The 14,946-nt window shown below is 48.0% G+C and carries 15 protein-coding genes; 8 read left to right on the forward strand and 7 right to left on the reverse strand.

What is annotated here, in order from left to right; genetic code table 11:
- Positions 1 to 182: 182 nt before the first annotated feature.
- Together H8K32_RS15865 and H8K32_RS15870 are read right to left on the reverse strand one after the other, a co-directional pair.
- Positions 183 to 587, reverse strand: a complete 405-nt coding sequence (locus H8K32_RS15865) for a carboxymuconolactone decarboxylase family protein (protein WP_186913523.1) — start codon at positions 585 to 587, stop codon at positions 183 to 185.
- A 28-nt stretch (positions 588 to 615) separates the two neighbouring features.
- On the reverse strand, positions 616 to 801 hold the full coding sequence (locus tag H8K32_RS15870) for a 4-oxalocrotonate tautomerase (protein WP_186913524.1): 186 nt from the start codon (positions 799 to 801) through the stop codon (positions 616 to 618).
- Between the two features lie 119 nt (positions 802 to 920).
- Here H8K32_RS15870 and H8K32_RS15875 point away from each other — a divergent pair, with 119 nt between their 5' ends.
- On the forward strand, positions 921 to 1,820 hold the full coding sequence (locus tag H8K32_RS15875) for a LysR family transcriptional regulator (RefSeq protein ID WP_186913525.1): 900 nt from the start codon (positions 921 to 923) through the stop codon (positions 1,818 to 1,820).
- A 151-nt stretch (positions 1,821 to 1,971) separates the two neighbouring features.
- Here H8K32_RS15875 and ychF read toward each other — a convergent pair whose 3' ends face one another.
- Together ychF and H8K32_RS15885 are read right to left on the reverse strand one after the other, a co-directional pair.
- Positions 1,972 to 3,063 (reverse strand): redox-regulated ATPase YchF, encoded by a 1,092-nt coding sequence (gene ychF, locus H8K32_RS15880; protein WP_186913526.1) that lies wholly within the window; start codon positions 3,061 to 3,063, stop codon positions 1,972 to 1,974.
- An 84-nt stretch (positions 3,064 to 3,147) separates the two neighbouring features.
- Positions 3,148 to 4,542 (reverse strand): MATE family efflux transporter, encoded by a 1,395-nt coding sequence (locus H8K32_RS15885; RefSeq protein WP_186913527.1) that lies wholly within the window; start codon positions 4,540 to 4,542, stop codon positions 3,148 to 3,150.
- 278 nt (positions 4,543 to 4,820) lie between these two features.
- Between H8K32_RS15885 and H8K32_RS15890 the strand changes: the two genes are divergently transcribed.
- From H8K32_RS15890 to H8K32_RS15900, 3 genes are read left to right on the forward strand one after another with little or no spacing between them, the layout of a single operon-like run.
- A complete protein-coding gene (locus H8K32_RS15890; protein WP_246447412.1) occupies positions 4,821 to 5,786 on the forward strand; it encodes an SPFH domain-containing protein in 966 nt (321 codons plus the stop codon).
- A 35-nt stretch (positions 5,787 to 5,821) separates the two neighbouring features.
- A complete protein-coding gene (locus tag H8K32_RS15895) occupies positions 5,822 to 6,298 on the forward strand; it encodes a hypothetical protein (RefSeq protein ID WP_186913528.1) in 477 nt (158 codons plus the stop codon).
- Between the two features lie 2 nt (positions 6,299 to 6,300).
- Positions 6,301 to 6,492: a type II toxin-antitoxin system antitoxin gene (locus H8K32_RS15900; protein ID WP_186913529.1), complete on the forward strand. Its 192-nt coding sequence runs from the start codon at positions 6,301 to 6,303 to the stop codon at positions 6,490 to 6,492.
- A gap of 18 nt (positions 6,493 to 6,510) precedes the next feature.
- Here H8K32_RS15900 and H8K32_RS15905 read toward each other — a convergent pair whose 3' ends face one another.
- The 3 genes from H8K32_RS15905 to uvrA all read right to left on the reverse strand — a co-directional run bounded on the left by H8K32_RS15905 (position 6,511) and on the right by uvrA (position 11,179).
- Positions 6,511 to 7,623, reverse strand: coding sequence for a patatin-like phospholipase domain-containing protein (locus tag H8K32_RS15905; protein ID WP_186913530.1), 1,113 nt, complete (start codon positions 7,621 to 7,623; stop codon positions 6,511 to 6,513).
- Positions 7,624 to 7,703: 80 nt separating this feature from the next.
- The gene (gene pth / locus H8K32_RS15910) at positions 7,704 to 8,276 is read right to left on the reverse strand and encodes an aminoacyl-tRNA hydrolase (RefSeq protein WP_186913531.1); all 573 of its coding nucleotides are present in this window, start codon (positions 8,274 to 8,276) and stop codon (positions 7,704 to 7,706) included.
- Between the two features lie 35 nt (positions 8,277 to 8,311).
- On the reverse strand, positions 8,312 to 11,179 hold the full coding sequence (gene uvrA, locus H8K32_RS15915; protein WP_186913547.1) for an excinuclease ABC subunit UvrA: 2,868 nt from the start codon (positions 11,177 to 11,179) through the stop codon (positions 8,312 to 8,314).
- 291 nt (positions 11,180 to 11,470) lie between these two features.
- On the opposite strand from uvrA, the gene H8K32_RS15920 reads away from it, so the two are divergent.
- The 4 genes from H8K32_RS15920 to H8K32_RS15935 all read left to right on the forward strand — a co-directional run bounded on the left by H8K32_RS15920 (position 11,471) and on the right by H8K32_RS15935 (position 14,692).
- Positions 11,471 to 12,655: an MFS transporter gene (locus H8K32_RS15920; RefSeq protein WP_186913548.1), complete on the forward strand. Its 1,185-nt coding sequence runs from the start codon at positions 11,471 to 11,473 to the stop codon at positions 12,653 to 12,655.
- Between the two features lie 56 nt (positions 12,656 to 12,711).
- Positions 12,712 to 13,203: a single-stranded DNA-binding protein gene (gene ssb / locus H8K32_RS15925; RefSeq protein ID WP_186913532.1), complete on the forward strand. Its 492-nt coding sequence runs from the start codon at positions 12,712 to 12,714 to the stop codon at positions 13,201 to 13,203.
- A gap of 133 nt (positions 13,204 to 13,336) precedes the next feature.
- Entirely contained in the window at positions 13,337 to 13,768 is a 432-nt protein-coding gene (locus H8K32_RS15930) for a hypothetical protein (RefSeq protein ID WP_186913533.1), read from the forward strand.
- A gap of 396 nt (positions 13,769 to 14,164) precedes the next feature.
- Positions 14,165 to 14,692: a hypothetical protein gene (locus H8K32_RS15935; protein WP_186913534.1), complete on the forward strand. Its 528-nt coding sequence runs from the start codon at positions 14,165 to 14,167 to the stop codon at positions 14,690 to 14,692.
- The last annotated feature ends 254 nt before the right edge of the window (positions 14,693 to 14,946 follow it).

Below are 14,946 nucleotides of genomic sequence, written 5' to 3' on the forward strand. Positions count from 1 at the left end.
ATGTCCTGCCTTTAATGGAGGTGTGCAGTCCGAAGCTAACTCACGATGCTTTGAGCAGCGACATACGTTGAAGAGGGAGGTGAAAGAAAGCGTAATTTTTTTCGTTCAGTTCGGGCGGGTGCAAGCCGCCAAATTTCTATGAACACAAGATCAGCGCGGCTTTCATCTTCCGCGCTGAAGTCCTACGGATTTGTTGATGGCGTAGGGGATGGTGTCAATATATCCTTCAGTTCTACCAAGGCATTTCTTACTGCGGGTCCGCCAGCGTAGAACGTCAGTTGCAATATCGTCTCGATGATCTGTTCTTTACTGGCACCAATTTGCAGTGCTGCTTCGACATGTGCCCGTAGCTGCGGCATGGCGTGTCCAAGCGTGACGCAAGAGGCAATTAATACCAATTGCCGTGATATCAGATCCAACCCTGGTCGCGCCATGACGCCACCAAAAGCCCAATCGATAGTCATGGTGGCGAAATCGGGACAGATTACTTTCATTTCGTCTATCATCGATTGCCCTGCATGATTGCCGTGCAGTTGCGCGATTAAAGCCAATCCTTGCAAATAGGTATTTCCAGCTTGCTGTGGCATGTGAATTTTTTTCCCATTTTTAGAGGAACTATTTATCGGCAACGAGCTTGCCAGCTTTGGCCCAATCGTCACGGGCAATTTCAGTGATCACAATGTCGATGCTCTCTGGAGGGCAATTCAACGTTTCGGCTGTTACTCGCGTTACTTCACAAACAAAAGCACGTTTTTGATCTAACGTACGGCCGGGGTGCATTTCTAAATGTAATAGAGGCATGAGATTTCCTTGATCATTGACGCTCAGGATTGAGCGCCAGTGGATACAGTATTACTTGCATTCAAAGATAGATAAATATGCTATAAGTTGAGCCATTTAAAACCTAAAGGTTCTTAATTATGAGCAAATTGGCTGGTATGGAAATGTTTGTCAAAGTAGTCGAATGTGGCAGCTTTACCGCGGCAGCAGAACTCAGTGGCGTTTCATCAACGATGGTGGCCAAGCATGTCCGTATTATTGAAGAACGGCTCGGGACACGGCTGTTACACCGCACGACCCGGCGACAGCACCTGACCGAAGTGGGGCAACTTTATTACGATCGTTGCAAACAAGCACTGGCAGAAGTGGCTTTAGCAGAAGCAAGTGCATCCGAGTTACATGCCACCCCGCGCGGATTGGTTCGATTGGTCGCACCGGTCAGCTTCGGCAATCAGAATCTGGTCCCGGTATTGGCTGCGTACTTAGCGCGCCACCCTGATGTCAACGTTGAATTGACGTTGGATAATCGTGTATCTGACCTGATCACAGATGGTTACGAATTAGGCATTCACATTGGTGACATTGATACGTCATTCTCAGAATTAGTCGCCCGTCCGTTACGCCCTTATCGCAGAATACTTGCAGCAGCACCGATATATCTTGCTCAACAGGGGCATCCAGAACACCCAGAACAATTAAGCACTCACAGTTGCCTCGGCTTATCGTACTGGCGTCACCATGATAAATGGCATTTAATCGGGCCAGATGCAGCGACCTGTGAAATTGCCGTAAGTGGCAGATTCAGTGCAAATCAAGGCAGTGCTTTGCGCACCGCCGCCTTGCTTGGCGCTGGTATTGTGCTACAACCGGAGATGTCGCTCGCTGAGGATATCGCCACAGGTCGCTTGGTGCATGTTTTGCCACAGTGGTCATTCAAACCAACGCCCATGTATCTCATCTATAGGCAGAATACTCGCCCAACAGCAAAGCTACGCAGTGTGATTGATTTTTTGGTGCAGCATTTTGGACTGGAACCGTAATGGATAAAACTTCTCGGCTAAGAAAACCATAAGTTAACATTTTTCAAATAACAATTTATCGTCTGCTGAGAAATACAAAAAAATAGCCCTACGTAAATAGGGCTATTTTTGATCAGATTCGCTGGTGATTCCCAGCGATGTAAAACCGTACTTAGACGTTAAACAAGAAGTTCAGCACATCACCATCTTTCACCACATATTCTTTACCCTCAGCACGCATTTTGCCGGCTTCTTTCGCGCCAGCTTCGCCTTTGTAGGTGATGAAGTCTTCAAACGCGATGGTTTGAGCGCGGATGAAGCCGCGTTCGAAATCGGTGTGAATTACGCCCGCTGCTTGCGGTGCTGTGTCCCCGATGTGGATCGTCCAGGCGCGTACCTCTTTTACACCTGCAGTGAAGTAGGTTTGCAGACCTAACAATTTGAACGCAGCGCGGATCAGACGATCCAGACCTGGTTCTTCCATGCCCATGTCGGCCAGGAAGTCAGTTTTGTCAGCGTCGTCCAGATCAGCGATTTCTGATTCAATCGCAGCGCAAATCGCCACGATAGGCGCGTTTTGTGCAGCAGCAAACGCGGTCAATTGATCCAGCAATGGGTTATTAGTAAAGCCAGAGTCAGAAACGTTAGCCACGTACATGGCTGGTTTTGCGGTGATCAGGCACAAAGGCTTGAGCAGCGCCATTTCTTCTGCATCCAGACCAAGCGCACGTACTGGTTTGGCGTCGTTCAGGGCTGGCATGATGCGTTCTAACAAGGCAACCAGTTTGGCTGCATCTTTATCGCCAGAACGGGCTTTTTTGTTTTCGCGGTGGATGGCTTTTTCTACGCTACCCATGTCGGCCAAGGCCAATTCGGTTTGGATAACTTCGATGTCGTCCAATGGGCTGACTTTACCAGCGACGTGGATCACGTTGTCATCTTCAAAGCAACGAACCACGTTGACGATGGCATCAGTTTCGCGGATGTGCGCGAGGAACTGGTTACCCAGACCTTCACCTTTGGAGGCACCAGCCACCAGACCTGCGATGTCGACGAATTCAACGATAGCGTTTTGAATACGTTCTGGCTTAACGATTTCAGACAACTGTTTCAGGCGTGGATCAGGCACTTCAACGATACCAACGTTAGGCTCAATCGTGCAGAAGGGATAATTTTCTGCCGGAATGCCCGCTTTTGTCAGTGCATTAAATAAAGTAGATTTGCCGACGTTAGGCAGGCCGACGATGCCGCATTTGAGACTCATAGTATGTCCTTGTGCGCCTTAGGGAGCACGATAAATGTGCCTGTCGGCGTGAGGCAGACAGGCAAAAAAGCCGATAAGATGGAATTAACCCGCTATTTTACCGGAATTGGCGGCCATTCTGACCCGCAGACTGCTGATTCGCTGTAAATAAGCCAGCAATAGGCCGCCTGCCACGGTCAGGCCAAGTACCAAGCCTATCCAGAAACCTTGCGCTGCCATAGGTGTATCCGGGTGCCACGGCATCCAGTCTGGCGCTAGACCAAGCACACTGCCGATAGGCAAAGCGAAGCCGTAAAACGCCATCAAATGGATTAACATTGGCGTTCTGGTGACTTTATAACCACGAATAGCGCAAGAAGTCGTGACTTGCGCCGCATCAGACAACTGGAAAATCGCCGCGAATAACAATAGATGGGCAGTCATTTTTTGTACATCCGGGTCGCTGGTGTAGGCCGCAGCGATCAGGTCTCTGAAGACCATGATAAAAGTGGCTGAAATAATCGCAAACGCCAGACCAATACCAACCCCGACCCAAGAGACAAAGCGCGCCCGTTGCGCATCACCTTCGCCCAGCGTCTGGCCGACGCGCGTGGTCAATGCGATACCGATGCTTAACGGCACCATGAACACCAGCGAAGAAAAGTTCAGTGCAATCTGATTAGCTGACACCGGTATCACGCCAAAACGGGCGACCAGCAACCCCACCGCACCAAACGCGGAAACTTCAGCGAAGTAGGTCACGCCGATTGGTAAGCCGAGTTTGAGCATGGAGCGAATTTCACTCCAGACCGGGCCTTCTGCGTGGGTAAATGGGTAGGTGGCGCGATACACATCGGCACGGCGTATCCACAGCAGCATCGCCACCAGCATGAGCCATAAACCCAGGCCAGTCGCTACTGCACAGCCGGTGGCGCCAAGCTGCGGCATGCCTAAATGGCCGTAAATAAAAATCCAGTTGATCACAATATTAAAACCCAGCCCGCCAAGCGCAATCATCATGACTGGCTTAGTCTCATTGAGACTGGTGGTATAGCCATACAAGGCCCGGTACATACCAAACGCGGGCAAGCCAAGACTGATTACATGCACGAATTGCGAGGCTTTTTGATTGACGACCGCATCAATGTGCAGATGATCAAAAATTAAGGTTGCTGCATTCAGTAACAGGCAGGCAATCAGACCAACGCCAAAACCCATCCACAATGATTGGCGTATGGTGTGTGGCATTTTATTGAGGTTATTGGCACCAACTTCATGTGCCACGACGGCATTGACGGCCATCATGATACCCATCACGGTCACCAGAATGATGGACCATAAAGAAGCACCTAATGACACTGCGGCCAGCTCTTCCGCGCTTAAATGCCCCGTCATCGCCACATCAGAGACGCCCATGCCGACGGTAGCGAGTTGACCAATTAAAACAGGCCAGGCGATTTGCCACAGGACGGCGGCTTCAGTGCGGATACGGGTTTTCATAGGAAATTAATACTTTTTTTTCAGAACAGCGCGCTAGCTTAACCTATCGTCTCGCTAAAAAGGGGAAGTGTCACTGATATCGCTTATCTGCTTGCGCTGATGGCATGACAAATCAGCAAAAAAACAGATAAAACGTCCTTGACATGCAGAAATTCTATCCTAAAGTGATATCACTTTGATTTCATTGTGAGATCTAATAGCAGAATAGCTTTGCGATCAAGGCGGTAAGCCCTTAGATAAGAAGAGTAAGAAGAAAAATAAATTTCCCTGGAGTAATCATGAATAACGTGAATAAAAGCGCTGAACCAGCATCACATTCAGCAAACCCAGCAAACCCAGCAAGCACTAAAAGAATGCTGCTCAAAGAACGCAACCTGACATCCTGGAATGGTTACGTCATGTTTGCGATTGCTCTGGCCTTAATCGCTGGTGCAGCGTATTTGATGTTTCAGCTCGCCAATCAAAATCAAGAGCCACCGTTGTCATCCTTATTTTTGCGATTTGCGATGATCGCCGTCGGTGTATTTATTTTAAAAGGTTTTTACATGCTGCAACCGAATGAAGCGGTGTTGCTGACTTTGTTTGGTGGTTACATGGGTTCAGATCGCAGTGAAGGCTTGCGTTGGGTGAATCCGTTTTATGGCAAACGCAAAATCAGTTTGCGTGCACGCACCATGAATACCGCGCCCTTGAAAGTCAATGACAAACGCGGCAATCCGATAGAGATCGGTGCGGCGATTGTCTGGCGCGTGCAGGACACGGCTTTGGCAATTTATAACGTCGATGATTATGATCGCTTTGTGAATGTACAAGCAGAAGCTGCGATTCGTCATCTGGCATCGCAATATGCGTACGATGATGGTGAAGATTTAGCAGAGGGTGAAACCACGCTGCGTGCTGGTGTTGAGATTGTTGCTGGAGCATTACGCAACGAATTGCATCTGCGGTTTGCTGCTGCGGGGATTGAAGTTGAAGACGCAAAATTAACGCATCTGGCCTACGCCGCTGAAATTGCCCAAGTCATGCTGCGTCGTCAACAAGCCGAAGCGATTATCAGCGCTCGCAAAAAAATCGTACATGGTGCGGTTAGCATGGTGGAAGCTGCATTACAAGGTTTATCTGAACGCAAAATTGTCGAGCTCGATGATGAGCGTAAGGCAGCAATGGTCAGTAATTTATTGGTGGTCTTGTGTTCCGATAAAGAAACGCAACCTGTCGTTAATACGGGTACCTTGTATAACTAAAAATAAGTTTTTAAAATTAAAAATTGGCGAATAAAATGTCTCATCCTATCTATGAAGAAAAACAGTATTTGAAAGTACTTTGGATCTCTGCGCCTTTACTGGCTGCTTTTTTCATCTGGCAATTTACCAGAGGTGAGTTTTCCGCTTTTTCTGGACTGCTGAATGGTAGTGGAAGTTGGCTCCTTCCAGCGTTTTTTATTTTAGTCATTGTTATCCAATTAAATTTCGGAATGATGAAGATTAACGTCGACGAAGAATATTTACGCTGGCAGTTCGGCTTGTTGACTCTGCCAACGTGGAAAGTCGCTTTGAATGACATTGCGGATATAGAAATCGTTGATCTACGTTGGTATGAAGGTTATGGCATCCGTCTGACGACCAGCGGTATGTTGTATCGTGCGTCAGGTTCTCAGGCACTACGTGTGGTTCGCAAAAATGGCAAAAGCTTTCGCCTGAGTAGCACCGATCCACAACGTCTGCTCAGTTATATCCAGCCGCGTCTCAACAAATAACGATGGCCAGTCCAAGTAAAAAATCGTTTGCATTGCGTATCGATCCTGCCCTGTGGGCAGAGATCGAGCGCCTTGCCGCGCAAGAGTTGCGTAGCGCGAATGCACAAGTGGAATACATGTTGCGACAAGCGTTGCTCCAACGTGGTCGTCAGGTGCCGCCAGCATCAGAAGATCCAGCTGAAGCGGCGCGATAATACAGAACTGATGCCGTATTAAAAATTCAAAGTCTGCACTTTTTGCATGTCTGGCTTTGTGATGAATGCGATCAACTCATCACGCATTCTGGCGCTTTCTGCGATCGCTGTTCTCCATGCTGTCATTCGTTGCTGGTGATTGGTTCCGTAATAGAAAAAATCTTTACGGTCCGGTAATTTGCCGCGTGGCAGACTGCGCAGGAAGTCTTTCGATGGCGAAACCATGATCACATTATCGAGCCAGTGTCGATCTTGTCCCGCATGGGCACGTCGCCACGGCAACGACTTATCTAACCATCCTGGAACAATGTGATCCGTAAAGTGCGGATACAACACTAATTCGCTATTGCCACGGACATTTTTTTCCGGCAGACGCGAGTATGGCAAGGCAAGATGGTAATCAATGATGCCGCCGTCCCAATACGTGCCTGCTGGTGTGTGTGGAATATTTTTGACTGGCTCCATAATCAAAGGCAAAGTGCCAGACGCTAATAAAGCCGGTGCCAGATTATCGACGCCAAGAGCACAGAATTGGGTCTCAAAGCTGTCAAATTTGGCTTTTAACCAAAATAGCGGATCACGCGCATCACCAATGACCACTCTATCCAAATGCTTCGCTAAGCGTGAGCGCGAAGCCAGATTGGCAAACGTTGCAGCCACAAATCCCAGTTTGGCTTTGGCTTCAGAGTTTGGTGCATTTAAGGCCCCCCGCCCGCGATTTGTCATCAAATGCAGACGGTGCAACGGCTGCTGCACAATTTCACGTTCATAACCGCCGATGAAGGCTCGCAACAAGCTTTGAATTTCTTTGGTGACGTCATTGGCGCTTGGTTTTTCTGGATAGCTTTGTTCGCAATATAAATCCGCCAACCGCTGAAATGCAGCGACCGGATCAGCGCAACTCGCTGCCGCCATGCGCCAAGACCCTATCGATGCACCGATCAGGCTACGTTCACGCGGCGCAGCTGGCAACCATTCGCCGAAGAGCCACTGGTCTATCCCTTGCAAAATCAAACCTTTGGGGCCTCCGGCGGCGGCGGGTATTACGGCCACATCTTGTGCCTGTAAACCGTGTTTTTCCAAGTGAGCAAACGCTGTTTTACCAGCATGGATTTGGATAGCTGAACTCATAGTGTGACATTCAATAACATTGAAGTGAAACAATGCCCATGTGCGATATTGCTATCAAACAAGGGCGTTCGCCCTAGGCATTACTTTGTTGTGTGCAATTGCATCATCGCTTCCGGAAATTTTCCTTCCGCCAGCAAAGGTAAAATATCCAAGCTTTTAGCGATAGCTTCATCGATCAGGGGCTGTTCTTCTTTGCGTGGCCGGTGCAATACAAAATCGGCCACGCCTTGCTGCAAATTCAACGTGCGCGGATGACCGATGCCGATGCGTAAGCGCCAGTAGTCTTGCGTCCCCAAGGCAGCGGTAATATCTTTCAAACCATTATGACCGCCTGACGAACCGCCCTTCTTAAGTTTGGCAATGCCCGGCATGATGTCGAGTTCATCATGCACAACCAATACTTCATCCGGCGTGATTTTATAAAAGCGACACAGCGCTCCAACCGATTGCCCGGAACGATTCATATACGTCTGCGGTTCTAACAACCAGACTTCATTGCCAGCGATACGGGTTTTACCAACGAGCGCATTAAAATTTTTATCGCGCTGCAAGCTGACCGGAAATTGATCCACCAGCCAAAAACCCGCGTTGTGGCGGGTTTGTTCATATTCAGGGCCAGGATTACCCAGCCCTACGATCAAACGAATAGACATGTTATTGAGAATTTTTTAAACTTACTTTGACAGATTTAAGACTTGTGCTTTTTGAGCAGTGGCAACAAATATTTACCTGTCACGCTATCGGCATTTACAGCCACTTCTTCTGGCGTTCCGCTCGCGATAATCAAACCACCACCAGCACCACCTTCTGGCCCCAGATCAATCAGCCAATCGGCGGTTTTAATCACGTCCAGATTGTGTTCAATAATCACCAGCGTATTGCCCTGATCGCGCAAACGATGGATCACTTTGAGTAGCAGGGCGATATCGTGGAAATGCAAACCAGTGGTTGGCTCATCCAGAATATACAAAGTGCGGCCAGTGTCGCGCTTCGACAATTCAAGTGACAATTTCACGCGCTGCGCTTCACCGCCTGACAGCGTGGTCGCACTTTGACCAAGGCGGATATAACCCAGACCCACGTCCAGCAAGGTGTGCAATTTACGCGCAATGATAGGAACTGGTTTAAAGAATTCATGCGCATCTTCTACTGTCATTTCTAGTATTTGATGGATGTTCTTGCCTTTGTATTGCACTTCCAGCGTTTCGCGGTTGTAGCGTTTGCCGTGGCAGACATCACAAGGTACATACACGTCTGGTAAGAAGTGCATTTCGACCTTGATCACGCCATCACCCTGACAGGCTTCGCAACGACCGCCTTTGACGTTGAACGAGAAACGTCCGGCACTGTAGCCACGTTCTTTCGCCATCGGCACAGTCGCAAATAAATCGCGTATCGGTGTGAACAGGCCCGTATAAGTTGCCGGGTTAGAGCGTGGTGTACGACCAATCGGTGCCTGATCGACGGAGATCACTTTATCAAAATGTTCCAGACCACTGACGTGCTCAAACGCCGCAGGTTCCGCTTGTGAACCATACAAGTGACGTGCCGCAACGTGGTACAGCGTGTCGTTGACCAGCGTTGATTTGCCTGAACCAGAAACACCTGTCACGCAAGTCAACAAGCCAACTGGCAGATTCATGGTGACGTTTTTCAGATTATTGCCACGCGCACCGGCGATCACTAATTGCTTATCGGGATTGCTGATGGTACGTTGCTTTGGTACCGCGATTTCTAATGCACCACTCAGATATTGGGCGGTTAAAGAACGTTCGCTTTTCATAATGTCAGCAAGTGTACCTTGTGCAATGATTTCGCCACCATGTACACCAGCACCCACACCCATATCGACCACAAAGTCGGCACAGCGAATGGCGTCTTCATCATGCTCAACCACCAGCACGCTGTTACCGATGTCGCGCAAATGTTTAAGCGTGTCGATCAGGCGGTCATTATCGCGTTGATGCAAACCGATTGAGGGTTCATCTAGTACGTACATCACGCCAGTCAGACCAGAGCCAATTTGCGATGCCAATCTGATCCGCTGTGCTTCACCACCCGACAAGGTGTCGGCACTGCGATCGAGCGACAAATAATCGAGGCCCACATTGTTCAAGAAAGTCAGACGGGAAGAAATTTCTTTGATAATACGATCTGCAATATCGCGCTTCGCACCATGTAATTTCAGGTGTTCAAAGAAATCCAGTGTCTGGCGCAAAGGCATGGCGCTGATATCGTAAATCGCTTTTTCTTGTTTGCCTGTACCAACCTTGACGTAACGTGCTTCAATGCGCAAACGCGCGCCGTCGCAGGATGGGCATTGTTTTTCGTTGATGAATTTAGCGAGTTCTTCTTTGACTGCCATCGAATCGGTTTCGCGATAACGGCGCTGCAAATTATTCACCACACCTTCAAACGCATGTTCTTTGACGACCGCGCGGCCTTTTTCATTGATGTACGTGAATGGAATTAATTGCTTACCGGAACCATGCAAAATAATTTGCTGCGCGGTTTCAGGCAATTGTTCAAACGGCGTGTCGATATCAAAATCAAAAAACGCGGCCAGATTGGAGAGCATCTGGAAATAAAATTGATTGCGTCTATCCCAACCTTTTACCGCGCCGCTGGCTAGCGACAAATTAGGAAACGCGACAATACGCTTAGGATCAAAAAACTCTATATGCCCCAGACCATCACATTCCGGACAAGCACCCATCGGGTTGTTGAAAGAGAACAAGCGTGGTTCTAATTCTTGCAAAGAATAGCCGCAAGTCGGGCAGGCAAATTTGTTCGAAAACAATTGCTCGTGCTTGCTATCCATGTCCACCACCAGGGCGCGACCATTGGCAATGCGCAAGCAGGTTTCAAATGACTCTGCCAGACGTTGTTTGATTTCTTCTTTGACCTTGACCCGATCAACCACCACGTCAATCGTGTGTTTTTCGGTTTTCTTTAATTTTGGTAAGTCATCGACTTCGTAGATTTTGGCTTCATGCGTGCCACTTTGCACACGGAAGCGGATAAAACCTTGTGCCTGCATTTGCTCGAACAAATCGACATGCTCACCTTTGCGATTCGCCACAACGGGTGCCAGGATCATCAGCTTTGTGTCCTCTGGCATCGCCAACACCGCATCGACCATTTGCGAGACGGATTGAGCCGCTAACGGGTTTTCTGGATGATCCGGGCAATAAGGCGTGCCGACGCGGGCATACAACAAACGCAGGTAATCGTGAATCTCGGTCACGGTACCAACGGTGGAGCGCGGATTGTGCGAGGTCGCTTTTTGTTCGATGGAAATCGCTGGTGATAAACCTTCTATCATGTCGACGTCAGGCTTTTCCATCAACTGTAAGAACTGACGTGCATAAGCAGACAGCGATTCGACATAGCGACGTTGTCCTTCTGCATACAGTGTGTCAAACGCCAGCGATGATTTACCAGAGCCCGATAAGCCAGTAATCACTACCAGTTTATTGCGCGGCAAATCGAGATTGATGTTTTTCAGGTTATGCGTTCGCGCTCCTCTGATCCTGATCAACTCGCGTTTCTGCATGAGTGCGATATCATCTGCGCCGAACTCAATTTCAGCTGGTTTTGGCGCTGCTGTGGCTTTTACGGCTTTTGGTCGTGTCGTCATAGTATTTAAAACTGCAAGTGAACTGCGTTTGATCCGAATTTGGGCGGGGACAATCAACCTGCTACTATAACGGTTTTTTGAAAATTACCGCAGACTCCTCTGCGCTTTCAACAAATTAGCCTGTACCTACCGGTTTTAAATATGACTTTAGCAACAAATATCAAAGATGCCAGTGATACACGGCAAGATTTGGATGAGAAATCCGGCATGAGCCGTGCGGAAATTCGTTCCAGCTCTTCATTGGCTGCCATTTTTGCTTTGCGCATGCTGGGTTTGTTCATGTTATCCCCCGTATTTGCTATTTATGCAAAAAACCTCAGCGGGGGCAATAATCCGCTCTTAGTCGGGCTGGCGCTGGGCATGTTTAGTCTGGTGCAAGCTTTTTTCCAAATTCCTTTGGGCATGGCATCTGACCGCCTGGGACGTAAGCCCGTGATTGTCGCGGGCATGCTGATGTTTGTGATCGGCGCCGTCATCTGCGCAGAATCGACGAGTCTGTTTGGCGTGATGCTCGGTCGCGGCATTCAAGGCCTAGGCGCGATCTCTGCCGCCATCACTGCTTTAATTGCAGATAGCACACGTGAAGAACATCGCACCAAAGCGATGGCGATGGTTGGCGGCTCTATCGGCATCAGTTTTGCGTTGGCAATGGTCATCGCTCCGGTTTTGTTTGAAAGCGTTGGCATGCCAAGCATGTTTGGCATGATGGCGGCGGCTGGCTTAGCGGCGATTGCTGTTGTGTTGTGGGTCACACCGGATGCGTCGGCATTACCAGTACAACGCGTGCCTTTTTCAAACGTGTTAAAAAATCGCGAATTGATGCGTTTGAACTTTGGCGTGTTTGTGTTGCATTTTGCACAAATGGCGATGTTTGTTGTCGTACCCGCAGCATTGGTACGGGTTGCAGAAATCCCTCTGGCGCATCACTGGAAAGTGTATTTGCCAGTGATGCTGGTTTCTTTTGTCGCCATGTTGCCAGCGATTATTGTTGCGGAAAAGTATGCCAAAATGAAACAGGTGTTTCTCATTGCAATTAGCTTGCTGCTCGTCGTACAGCTTGGATTCTGGCAATGCATGGAACATCCGGTGGCGCTGATTGCATTATTGTTTGGCTTCTTTATCGCCTTCAATACGCTGGAAGCAAGCCAGCCATCCTTGGTTTCCCGCATTGCGCCACCCGCTGCTAAGGGAGCCGCCTTAGGCGTTTATAACACCTTGCAGGCGCTGGGTATTGCCTGCGGTGCAGCCGCTGGCGGAGTGATGAGCAAGTTTGCCAGCGCCCCGGCAATCTTTGCTTTGTGTGCAGTCTTGACAGTTATCTGGCTTATAATCGCAGTCAACATGCCGGAAATACCTCGCCGCTCGGCACCACAGAGCGCAAAGCAGGTCTAAAGCCGCACACCATTATTAAAAATTATCGGAATTAATCAGTAAAACAGGAGAAAACCATGGCATCCGTCAATAAAGTTATTATCGTTGGCAATTTGGGCCGCGATCCGGAAACACGTTATATGCCAAGTGGTGACGCAATGACCAGCATCACAGTAGCAACCACTGACAGCTGGAAAGACAAAGCATCTGGCGAGAAAAAAGAACAAACCGAATGGCACCGCATTACCTTCTTCGGCAAACTGGCAGAAATCGCCGGTCAATATCTGAAAAAAGGGTCACAAGTCTACGTTGAAGGCAGCTTGCGTACACGTAAGTACACCGACAAAGACGGCGTAGAAAAGTACGCGACCGATATCAAAGCCGACAGCATGCAAATGCTGGGCGGTCGTCCAGGCATGGGCGGCGGCGCACCGATGGACGACAGCGGCTTTGGCGGTGGCGCACCTGCCCCAGCACCACGCCAGTCAGCCCCAGCACCACGCCAACAAGCGCCCGTGTCACGTCCGGCACCGAATTTCTCGGATATGGATGATGACATTCCGTTTTAATCCAGAGTAAGTATATTTTCTGTTGATTCAAGCCCACTCTCTACTATGAAAAGTGGGCTTTTTTTTATCCACACTTTTTTTTGTGGTTTAATGCTTATACGCATGACTACTACTTAAAAGAAACGGTGGGTTGATGAAAAAGTACGTTGCAAAAAGATTGCGTTTTCGGAATGGAGACAGGCATTCGATAGTGCAGGTGGTCGGTGGCTTGCCGGTCCATGAAGTAACCTTGTTCGTCCGCAAGTACCGTACTAAAGGGCGAGCCGCAAATACCATTCATTTGGTCTGCCGCAGCCTCGCGCTTTTATATCGTTTATTGGAAAACAAGCGCATCGACTTGCACGGGCGTCTTTCTGAAGGAAAGTTCCTCACTATCCCAGAACTTGAGAACATCGCGGTTGACCTTCAGTATAGAGCGGAGGACCTTGACGATGAAGCTGATGAGCCTAGTCTGGTTTCCGGCAAGTCAAACGTGGTTAATATTGCCAAGGTTGGCATTTTAATTTCGCGAGGCATTGTCACTTTACGTGCTTGCTTTACCTTACTGCACTACCCACAAACTTGACGAAAAGCGGTCAGATTGTCGGTAAGACGGCCTCGAAGTGCGAACTACCCACAGAGTGGTGGGTTCAAAAGTAGTAAACCTGTCTGTTTTACTCACTCACATGCAACTACCAACACTTTTTAGTCCGGATAACCGTTTTAGCGAGAACTTTCTCTAATTTGTAATTAATAAGCCCGTACGTAAATGACTACGGGCTTTTTTCTTATTTACATTTTTTTTGATCATTTTTTGATTTTTGTATTACCTAGTAAGCTGAAATGTAAATAAAAAAAGACGTAGTTTGTATTATGCGTTTTTCAAAAAATTTATATTTGGGTCATCGTTGCAGCTTGAAAGGGTAAGTTGTAACAAGAAAGCGACGGTCAACAACTGAACTGAAGGGATTGATGAAAAACGATGAGATTACTTCAAATTTTCTTATTCCTGTTGATGTCTGTTTCTGCGTTTGCAGAAACCTCAACCGCTGAGCCAGCGCTTTCTCAAAAGTCAAAATTAGAAATTCGGTCAGTTCTTGACGATGCTCTCAAAGATAAAGATATGACGAGAGCGCAATACGATCGATCAATATTTTTATTAATGACAAACCCTTGTGAATCCATGGATCAAGATTTAAACGATCACCGAAAATCTGATCTTGAGACGGCGATATTAAAACAAGAAAATGTTGAAAAGTTATTAGTTAGGAAGGTAATTACATTGAAAGGATGGAGCATAGTTTATGTTGCTACATACGTGTCCGATGACTCCTACCTTTTTTATAGCAGCGACCCAATTTTTGCAAATCATGCGATAAATAAATGGGGGGGCGGCGCTAGTCTATTGGATGCACCAGATATCGAAAAGTGGGTAGTTGAAAATGTACCAGGGATTCCTCCTCAACTTGCTAGTTGTTTCGCCTCGCATGTTAGTTTTAAGAGAGATTAAATTAAAGTGAGAAATTTTTTCGCAAAATCTAGTAATCGATACGGAAGGTTTTGACGCGAATCGGTAGACTTTGTGAAAAACAGAGGACATTTGGCGGAACTACTACAATTGACAGTGACGCGAAATAAGAGCCTGTAAATAAATTTGTGTAAATGTCCACGGTCTATTAACCTCTGAAGAGGAATTTACCGATGGACATTGTAATGGATAGAGAGAAACTTAAAGCGTTGGCAAAAGAGCTTGCCAAGGACATT

The sequence above is a fragment of the Cognatundibacterium jejuense genome (genome assembly GCF_014284255.1).
Lineage (GTDB): Bacteria > Pseudomonadota > Gammaproteobacteria > Burkholderiales > Burkholderiaceae_D > Undibacterium > Undibacterium jejuense.

What these genes read in the sequence shown, in the direction of transcription:
- H8K32_RS15865 (WP_186913523.1), bottom strand. Translation starts at nt 587, where the DNA reads ATGCCACAGCAAGCTGGAAATACCTATTTGCAAGGATTGGCTTTAATC.
- H8K32_RS15870 (WP_186913524.1), bottom strand. Translation starts at nt 801, where the DNA reads ATGCCTCTATTACATTTAGAAATGCACCCCGGCCGTACGTTAGATCAA.
- H8K32_RS15875 (WP_186913525.1), top strand. Translation starts at nt 921, where the DNA reads ATGAGCAAATTGGCTGGTATGGAAATGTTTGTCAAAGTAGTCGAATGT.
- ychF (WP_186913526.1), bottom strand. Translation starts at nt 3,063, where the DNA reads ATGAGTCTCAAATGCGGCATCGTCGGCCTGCCTAACGTCGGCAAATCT.
- H8K32_RS15885 (WP_186913527.1), bottom strand. Translation starts at nt 4,542, where the DNA reads ATGAAAACCCGTATCCGCACTGAAGCCGCCGTCCTGTGGCAAATCGCC.
- H8K32_RS15890 (WP_246447412.1), top strand. Translation starts at nt 4,821, where the DNA reads ATGAATAACGTGAATAAAAGCGCTGAACCAGCATCACATTCAGCAAAC.
- H8K32_RS15895 (WP_186913528.1), top strand. Translation starts at nt 5,822, where the DNA reads ATGTCTCATCCTATCTATGAAGAAAAACAGTATTTGAAAGTACTTTGG.
- H8K32_RS15900 (WP_186913529.1), top strand. Translation starts at nt 6,301, where the DNA reads ATGGCCAGTCCAAGTAAAAAATCGTTTGCATTGCGTATCGATCCTGCC.
- H8K32_RS15905 (WP_186913530.1), bottom strand. Translation starts at nt 7,623, where the DNA reads ATGAGTTCAGCTATCCAAATCCATGCTGGTAAAACAGCGTTTGCTCAC.
- pth (WP_186913531.1), bottom strand. Translation starts at nt 8,276, where the DNA reads ATGTCTATTCGTTTGATCGTAGGGCTGGGTAATCCTGGCCCTGAATAT.
- uvrA (WP_186913547.1), bottom strand. Translation starts at nt 11,179, where the DNA reads ATGCAGAAACGCGAGTTGATCAGGATCAGAGGAGCGCGAACGCATAAC.
- H8K32_RS15920 (WP_186913548.1), top strand. Translation starts at nt 11,471, where the DNA reads ATGAGCCGTGCGGAAATTCGTTCCAGCTCTTCATTGGCTGCCATTTTT.
- ssb (WP_186913532.1), top strand. Translation starts at nt 12,712, where the DNA reads ATGGCATCCGTCAATAAAGTTATTATCGTTGGCAATTTGGGCCGCGAT.
- H8K32_RS15930 (WP_186913533.1), top strand. Translation starts at nt 13,337, where the DNA reads ATGAAAAAGTACGTTGCAAAAAGATTGCGTTTTCGGAATGGAGACAGG.
- H8K32_RS15935 (WP_186913534.1), top strand. Translation starts at nt 14,165, where the DNA reads ATGAGATTACTTCAAATTTTCTTATTCCTGTTGATGTCTGTTTCTGCG.